Source organism: Candidatus Synechococcus spongiarum (genome assembly GCF_900047545.1).
Taxonomy (GTDB): domain Bacteria; phylum Cyanobacteriota; class Cyanobacteriia; order PCC-6307; family Cyanobiaceae; genus Synechococcus_B; species Synechococcus_B spongiarum_C.
Genome location: NZ_FITM01000136.1, coordinates 1 through 7,481 on the forward strand (window position 1 = coordinate 1; position 7,481 = coordinate 7,481).

General features: G+C 56.8%; 9 protein-coding genes. 4 read left to right on the forward strand and 5 right to left on the reverse strand.

Annotation, left to right across the window (positions count from 1 at the left end; all coding sequences use genetic code 11):
* The 4 genes from FLM9_RS08755 to FLM9_RS05660 form a co-directional block, all read right to left on the reverse strand.
* Positions 1 to 435, reverse strand: a complete 435-nt coding sequence (locus tag FLM9_RS08755; RefSeq protein ID WP_081340231.1) for a glycosyltransferase family 39 protein — start codon at positions 433 to 435, stop codon at positions 1 to 3.
* Between the two features lie 307 nt (positions 436 to 742).
* Positions 743 to 1,000 (reverse strand): zinc ribbon domain-containing protein, encoded by a 258-nt coding sequence (locus FLM9_RS08760; RefSeq protein ID WP_074457656.1) that lies wholly within the window; start codon positions 998 to 1,000, stop codon positions 743 to 745.
* Between the two features lie 3 nt (positions 1,001 to 1,003).
* The gene (locus FLM9_RS08200; protein WP_180365315.1) at positions 1,004 to 1,144 is read right to left on the reverse strand and encodes a hypothetical protein; all 141 of its coding nucleotides are present in this window, start codon (positions 1,142 to 1,144) and stop codon (positions 1,004 to 1,006) included.
* Positions 1,145 to 1,482: 338 nt separating this feature from the next.
* The gene (locus tag FLM9_RS05660) at positions 1,483 to 2,613 is read right to left on the reverse strand and encodes a cob(I)yrinic acid a,c-diamide adenosyltransferase (protein WP_074457657.1); all 1,131 of its coding nucleotides are present in this window, start codon (positions 2,611 to 2,613) and stop codon (positions 1,483 to 1,485) included.
* A gap of 81 nt (positions 2,614 to 2,694) precedes the next feature.
* Here FLM9_RS05660 and larE point away from each other — a divergent pair, with 81 nt between their 5' ends.
* Entirely contained in the window at positions 2,695 to 3,537 is an 843-nt protein-coding gene (larE, locus tag FLM9_RS05665) for an ATP-dependent sacrificial sulfur transferase LarE (protein WP_074457658.1), read from the forward strand.
* Positions 3,538 to 3,542: 5 nt separating this feature from the next.
* On the opposite strand, the gene FLM9_RS05670 is transcribed toward larE, so the two are convergent.
* Positions 3,543 to 3,815, reverse strand: a complete 273-nt coding sequence (locus tag FLM9_RS05670; protein WP_143324624.1) for a hypothetical protein — start codon at positions 3,813 to 3,815, stop codon at positions 3,543 to 3,545.
* A gap of 212 nt (positions 3,816 to 4,027) precedes the next feature.
* Between FLM9_RS05670 and fldA the strand changes: the two genes are divergently transcribed.
* The 3 genes from fldA to FLM9_RS08210 all read left to right on the forward strand — a co-directional run.
* Entirely contained in the window at positions 4,028 to 4,549 is a 522-nt protein-coding gene (gene fldA, locus FLM9_RS05675; RefSeq protein ID WP_074457661.1) for a flavodoxin FldA, read from the forward strand.
* Between the two features lie 772 nt (positions 4,550 to 5,321).
* On the forward strand, positions 5,322 to 7,265 hold the full coding sequence (locus FLM9_RS08205; protein ID WP_180365316.1) for an ArnT family glycosyltransferase: 1,944 nt from the start codon (positions 5,322 to 5,324) through the stop codon (positions 7,263 to 7,265).
* On the forward strand, positions 7,247 to 7,481 hold a 235-nt coding region (locus FLM9_RS08210; RefSeq protein ID WP_180365317.1), incomplete at its 3' end, for a glycosyltransferase family 39 protein. The genes FLM9_RS08205 and FLM9_RS08210, both read left to right, overlap by 19 nt.

A 7,481-nucleotide genomic window follows, 5' to 3' on the forward strand; every position in this document is an offset into this window, starting at 1 on the left:
CTACCTAAATCTGTTAGTATTAGGTAAAATCGAATTTAATCCATTAACATCTTCAACTTTCAAGATTTTTCTAATTGTTAGTATAGGATTTCTTGTAGATAACATCCAATCAAAGTGAGGCAAGAAAATTATTGAAGCTATCGATAAAGTAATAAGAAATTTAGATTTAAGAACTACATTTCTCGCAGATTTAATAGATAATGAAGCCAATAATATTCCACTAATAGTAAGTATTGTATTGTATTTAGATAATATAGCACAAGCTATTGATACTCCAGTAAAACAATAATTTTTTGAAGTAGGTTGATTTAACAGGCTAACAAATTGAAATATGAATAAGAGTGTTGTGGTTGCAGCTAATGCAGTATGAGTGTAGTTATATTGAAACGACCATCCAATATCTGAAATGAGAAATAATCCAAATGCTGAAAATATTGAATTGGCTTAGTTAAATTTGTATTTTCTAAATATCAAATATCCAATTAAAATATCAACTATTACAAGACTTTGTCTAAGAAATGAATCAGCAAACTTAAAGTTAAGATTTAAAAAATTGCATACATCGACAACAATCTTAAACAACCAGTGATATAATGGAGGTTGAGTTGAGATATATCCCCATTGCCATTGCCATTTCTCTATAAAATGAAGTTGTTGTAAGGCATCATAAGTTAGTCCTGGTTTTAAATTTTGTTCAATTAAATTTAGAGTGAAATAAAGAATGAGTAGTAAGAACGCAGACCTAACTCCCTTTTGTAAAGAATTGTGGGGAGAGGGGGGGTAATTCGTTTGTATTGGCAGTATTACCATCACGAGAAGAAGCCAGAAAAGGAAATGACAGTGCTTTCATGAAAATTAGTTCAGAGCATATTGATGCTACGTTCTTCCCCTCCCGGTGTCCACAGGTTGAGCAGGCTTGAGAGGTGAGCAGCCAACGGTTGATGGCAACGACCCGCCTGCCCTGTTGCTCGGCCTTGGCCTCCAGCAAGGTCCAGGGCAATCATCACCCCGCATCGGCAATAGCGCGCGCCAGCTTGCAGTTCTGCATCATCCCCGAGACGTTCAGGCCCTCCAGCACAAAGCTGACAAAGTAGGGACCTGCACAGTCTTTGCTGACGGTCACACTGCTGGACTCTGACGCCAATTTCAGGCTTCAGGCGATGGGGATAGACCCCACCTTGGTGAGTCTCAGAGTCTCACCCTCAACCCAAAAGGCGTTGCGGGTGAAGCGGATGCTCTGCTTGTTGCTCCGCTGCTTGAACCTGGGGGCACAGACCCTGCCCTGGCACTTGCCCTTGAGACATCTCAATTACGGAAGGCCTGGTCCAGATCGCGGACCGACTGCAACAGGGGCACGTTGTGCTCACCTCCGCTAGCCAAGAGCGCGCCGCTGTGTGTTTTGCCTGGGTGATACAGAGCTTCTGCAACTCCCCACCGCCTGGGTACTGCTCACCCCGTTTGTAGAGGTGGGGCGCTGCATCCTCAGTAATCCACACCCCGTTTCAGGCTTACGCCTTGCTGGGCGTAGTGCTTGTGGCACACCATCTCGGAGTGGGTATTGGCCAAGGCAAAGTAGGACGGCAGATTTTTGCAGCGCCCCGTGATCACCACTTCCGTGAACTTGGGCTTGCGCAGCAGGGTTTGTACGATGGGCTCCACCGGCAACAACTCCAGGTCCACGGTGGGATTTAGTTCATCGAGAATCACCGTTTTGTAGAGGCCACTGCCGATAGCTGCCCGGGCAATTTCCCAGGCCCGCTCCGCTTCCACGTAATCAATGGGTTGCTGCTGGCCGCGCCAGACAATGGCGTCCCGTCCACTGCGCAGATGATCCACCAAGTGGGGGTAGCTCTGGCGCAGTGCCTCAATGGCGGCGTCCTCCGTGTAGCCCTGCCCACCCTTGAGCCACTGCAGGATCAACACCCGGTGGCTGGTGTCCTGGCTGATGCCCCGCCCAATGGCCTGGAGTGCCTTACCCAGCGCACTGGTGGACTTCCCCTTGCCCTCACCGCTGTAAATCTCAATCCCCCCAATCCGGTGGTCAGCGGTGGACTGGTGCTCATGAGGGCAGATTTCCGAATGCAGGTCCGCGAGGCGGGTCAACTCCCGCGGCGCCCCCCGACCAGTGGCGATGATTTCCACGTCGGCGGGCATCTGCCCCATGGTCTTGATCACCTGGTCTTTGTCCAGAAGGCCCAGGTCCAGCACGGGATTCAGCTCATCCAGCACCAGCACCGAGTAGAGGCAACTGGCCAAGGCCCCCTTGGCAATGTCCCACCCCCGCTGGGCTTCCTGGCGGTCGAATGCGGTCACCTCAGCGGCGGAGAAAAACTCCGCCCGTCCGGTGCGCACCTGGTCAATGAGATGGGGAAACCCTTGCTGCAGTGCCTCGATGGCAGCGTCCTCGTCGTAGGCGCGGCCAGGTCCTTTCAAGAAGCGCAACAGCAACACCCGGGTGTTTTGCTGCTCACAAATCCCCAGGCCGATGGTACGCAAAACCACCCCCAAGGCCGCCTGGCTCTTGCCCTTGCCCTCGCCGTCGTAGATGTGCAACTGACCGCGGGTGCGACCGTTGGTCGACGTGGCTGTGCGGATGCCGATGCCGCTGGCCATAGGCAAGGAAGGGTGGGTGCATATCTTAGACGGCAGGGCCAGAACCTGTCATGACCCTGACCATGGGCCTACACTGTTGCCATGGCTGAGTTGCCGCTGCAAGAGGAGCTGGATCCCAGGCTGCAGACACAACTGGCGCAGCTTCGGGAGTGTCTGCACCAGTTGGGGGCGGTGGTGGTGGCCTATTCCGGTGGGGTGGACAGCAGCCTGGTGGCGGCTATTGCGGTGGAGCAGTTGGGGGATGCTGCTCTGGCGGTCACCGGAGTGTCTCCGGCGTTGGCGCCCCACCTGCGGCGCGAGGCCCGATGGCAAGCCCAGTGGCTGGGCATCCGGCACCAGGAGGTGGCCACCCGGGAGTTGCACGTGGCGGACTATGCCAACAATCCCCCGGAGCGCTGCCGTGCCTGCAAGGCCACCCTCCACCGGCACTTGGCCCACCTGGAACCTGTTGCCTCCGGCGCCCAGGTGGTGGATGGGGTCAATCAGGACGACCTGGGGGACCACCGACCTGGGATTGCCGCAGCCCGGCAACATGGGGTGCGTTCTCCCCTGGTGGACAGTGGCATCGGTAAGCTGCAGGTGCGCCAGCTTTCCCGTGCCCTGGGTCTGCCCTGGTGGGACAAGCCGGCCCAGCCTTGTCTCAGTTCCCGCTTCCCCTATGGAGAGCCCATCACCGCCAAGGGTCTGGAGCGGGTTGCCGCCGCAGAGGCCTGGCTTCTGGCCTGTGGTTATCAACAGGTGCGGGTCCGCAGTCAAGGCACCACAGCGCGGATTGAGATCCCTGCTGCCGCCATTGCCGACTTCCTGAGCCACGTGGACCGCTGTCAACTGGTGGCCCATTTCCGCAACCTGGGCTTTACGGCGGTGGGTCTGGACCTGGAGGGTCTGGTGAGCGGCAAGTTGAATCGCTCACTGGTCACCTGACCCCGTCACCCCTCAAGCGCCGCCCTCATCCCATGGGCCGCTTGCGACCGGGGTGAGTGCTGATAGACAGTGATGTCTCGCGTGATGGTGAGGGTTGTGCAGCGCAAATGGTTCGCGATTTTTTCCAGCGACCATCCAGCCTGCTGCAGTGACATGGCCATCAGGAGGCGACGGGTCCGCCAGCCTTCAATTGGACCGAGGCAGCGGGTATGGGGACGCTCCTGGGCAGATTCCAACTCGGTCCGTTGAGCGGCAATCAATCCCGAACGTTTTGCCATTGTTGCAGGTTGTTCATTGTGGTTTTGACCCTATTGCCTCTCCCCGCCCGCCTTCAGGACAAGCGGCACAGGCTGATCATGCCCTTGCTACCAAAGGCGGTGGGCTGACCCTGCAGGAGGTGTATCAATTATCAGTGGTGAATGTTCAATCCTTATCCTAAGCCTACTGTGCATCTCCTTACCGTAGGCAGGAATACATGCTTTATGACCCCATGGCTGTCGGCATCTACTTTGCCACAACAACCGGCAAAACCCAGGATGTAGCTGAGCGACTCCATGCTCTGCTCGGTTCCGCCAACACCCCGAAGGATCTTGCCGACGTGGCCGACGTCAGTGAGTTCAACGAATTTGACGGGCTGATCTGCGGCACCCCCACCTGGAATACAGGTGCAGACACCGAACGCTCAGGAACGGCCTGGGATGCGGTGCTTGAAGACATCGCCGAGCTGGACCTCGGTGGTAAACCCGTGGCGGTCTTTGGTTTGGGGGATTCCGGAAGTTACACCGATAACTTCTGTGATGCCATGGAAGAGTTGCATAATTTTTTCAAGCAGGCTGGCGCCACGATGGTGGGCTACGTGGACAAAAGTGACTATACGTTTGAAGAGTCCAAAAGTGTGGTCGGAGACCAGTTCTGTGGATTAGCACTGGACGAGGACAGCGAATCTGACATGACGGATGATCGTCTCGCCCGGTGGGCCGAACAGCTCAAACACGAAATGCCAGGGTTGTGAACCAGACCGGCATCTGCCCTTGATCTCTGATGAGGCAGAGCATACCATCATCTGTGATATGGAAAAGCTCACTCTCTTCCGGGAGTGAGCTTTGCTGTAGGGGACAACCAGTCTCGTCTCACAGCTCTAATGGTCTCACCTGCCAGGCACAATCACAAGTCATTCTACATCACCCCTGCAGAGCAGGAGTTGAGCTGTCTTAGAGGTACTACAAGCCAAGTCTGACACACACCAGGCGCTTCCAACAGCTTCAGATTTTTCCTTGAAATCATGGATAATGGTTTCGGCGCCAGAGGATTGGGCCTTGATGTGTGGTGAACAGTAGAGTGCTCAGGAGGAACATATTTCTTAGAGCGAATAGCCCAATGACGGGCCAACGTTGGGCGTCATTTAGTGAATTTAAGTTCCGGGGAAGTCCCTTAGCCTGAATTGACAAGACTGACCCGGCAGAGCTGGATTTTCCTTATAGCATTCTCGCCCAAGATCATGGAGTCTTGCTGATCTGTGTGCAGACTCCATGAATAACCCATACCTGATTCGGTATCCTCTGGGCGCTTTGCAAACCCCTCCCCACCGTAAGCAAGTAGAGACGGCCCTCTCCCTGCTGTAGCCTCTGCCATAGTGTGATCTCCTTGGCAATTTCACTCACCACTTGGGTGGTTTGCGTGACCTGGAGATTACGCACCTTTCAACTCTACCATTTCCGGGACACAACCTTCGCTTTCAGGAACAGATGCTTCTCCGCCGACCTCGACCCTGGGTTGTGCCGCTGTTGCTCTGGCTTTTGACCTGTGTCCTCTGGCTGCCCTGGCTGGGCAATGTTCCATTGCGGGATTGGGACGAAGCTGATATTGCCCGCACAGCCCTGGAGTTTGCCCAGGCGGCGGACCTCAATGGCTTGTTGCCCACACGCTGGGGGGAGCCCTATTTGAACAAGCCCCCAGGTCTTCACCTGCTGGTGGCCCTGGCCATTCGTACTGGGGGAACCCACGAGGTAGTCCTGCGCCTGGTGCCGGCAGTACTGAGCACCGCAGCCGTTCCCCTGGTGGTGCTCATCCAGCGGGAGTTGGCACTTCAATCTCGGCAATCCAGCCCACAATTTCGAGGATCTGCTGCCGGGGAAGGCCTGGCCACGGGACTGATCCTGATGACCACCTTACCCATGGCCCGCCATGGACGGCTGTTGATGCTGGATGGTGCCATGGTTTCCGCCACGTTGCTCCTCTGGTGGGGGCTGCTGTTGCTCCGGAGGCGCCCCCGCCGTGGCGCTGGCCTGGCTGGTGCGGCCTGTGGCGCCCTGTTGCTCCTCAAGCCCCCGGCAGCCACGGCGTTTCTGGTGGTGGGCCTGGCGACAACACTCCTGGCGGCCCTGCCCATGGAGGGGAAACGCCAGAGGAAGACCCTGCTTCAGCAGTGGCGTCGCAGTTGGCACACCATGGGTTGCTGGGGTCTGCTGGGCTGTTTGCCGGGGTTGGCCTGGCATGGTTGGCATCTCTACAGCCGGGGTGACGCAGCTCTGCTGATGTGGGGCCGTCAAGGATTCGGCCGACTGGTGCAGGTGCTTGAAGGTCATGATCAGGGGTTGGCTGTCCCTGCCTTCGAACTCTTGAAAGGAGGTTGGCCGTGGCTCCTGCTATTGCCTTTGGGGTTGCAGTTGGCCTGGCGCCGGCGGCGGCAGCCGGCAGGTCGCTGGCGGCTCGCCATCCTGGCGGGCTGCTTGGGGGTGGTGCTGTCTCTCAAGACCCAGTTGCCCTGGTATAGCCATATCCTCTGGCCCCCACTGGCCTGTGTGGAAGGCCCGGCTCTGGCGCGGCTGTGGCGGGAGCGCCGTACGGGCAATTTGGGAATCCCTCTGCTGCTGCTGGGCTTGGTGTTGCTGCTGGCCACTGTGCTGCAGGCATTGGCTCTTGTTCAAGGCCTACCCCTCTGGCCCCTCCTGAGTGCTGGCGTTGGCTTCGTGGCCTCGGCGATTGCACTGACGGGGGGTTGGTCAGTGCGCTGGGCGCTGGGGGTGATGGTGGTGGGTTGGTGGGTGGCACTGCTCTGTTTCTGGGCCACACCCCTATGGCTCTGGGAGTTGAACGAGACTTGGCCCACCCATGCCGTGGGCCACTTGGTGCGTACACTGCCTCCCGAGGAGTTGGTGTTCATCCAGGGCACGGACCGCCCATCCTTGTCCTGGTACGGAGGGCGTTTAATTCAGCCTCGACCTGCTCAGGCGCCACGTCCTCACCACTTGGTGGCTCCTGGGGAGCAACCTTTGAGCGGCTGTCAACTCCAGACCCTCTTCCCTCCTTCTCCGCAACCTGGCCGACAGGAGCCCGTCAGCTTGCAGTGGTGTGGCCCGGAGGACCGGACGTCTCACGAGCAAGCGCCTCAACGGTCCCCTGAACCTCCTCCACAGCCCTTGGCCTGGAGGACCCTGGGCCTCCCTTGGAGTTACCGTGGGGTGAGACAGCCAAGCCAAGCCTCATGCACAGGCGGTTTCAGCAGCTACTGCCGTTCACACCTTTGTTACTTCTTTTACCCCTGCTGCTTTGGAAGTTCTTTGATGCCGATCAGCAAAGTCTCACAGCCTGGGATGAGGGCTTGTATATGTGGCGAGCCCGTCTCTTCCTTGACCAAAATGAAGCATGGGTGCCCTTTGCCCAGGCACACCACAAAACACCGGGCCACTATTGGATTGTGGCCCTATCCATGGGGCTTTTTGGTGTGAGCGATGGTGCGGCCCGCCTTCCTTTTGTCCTTCTGGCCCTACTCTCGGCCTGGATTATTTATGGGATTGGCGCTCTGATTCTGAGCCGTCGCGCTGGGGCCATGGCCAGCTTTATTCTGGGAACCTCCTATCTTTGGGCTGCCTACAGCCGTAGGGTGAGTCCGGATCTGGCGTCGATCAGTTTTTTTCTGGCAGGCGTCTTGCTACTTGTGCAAG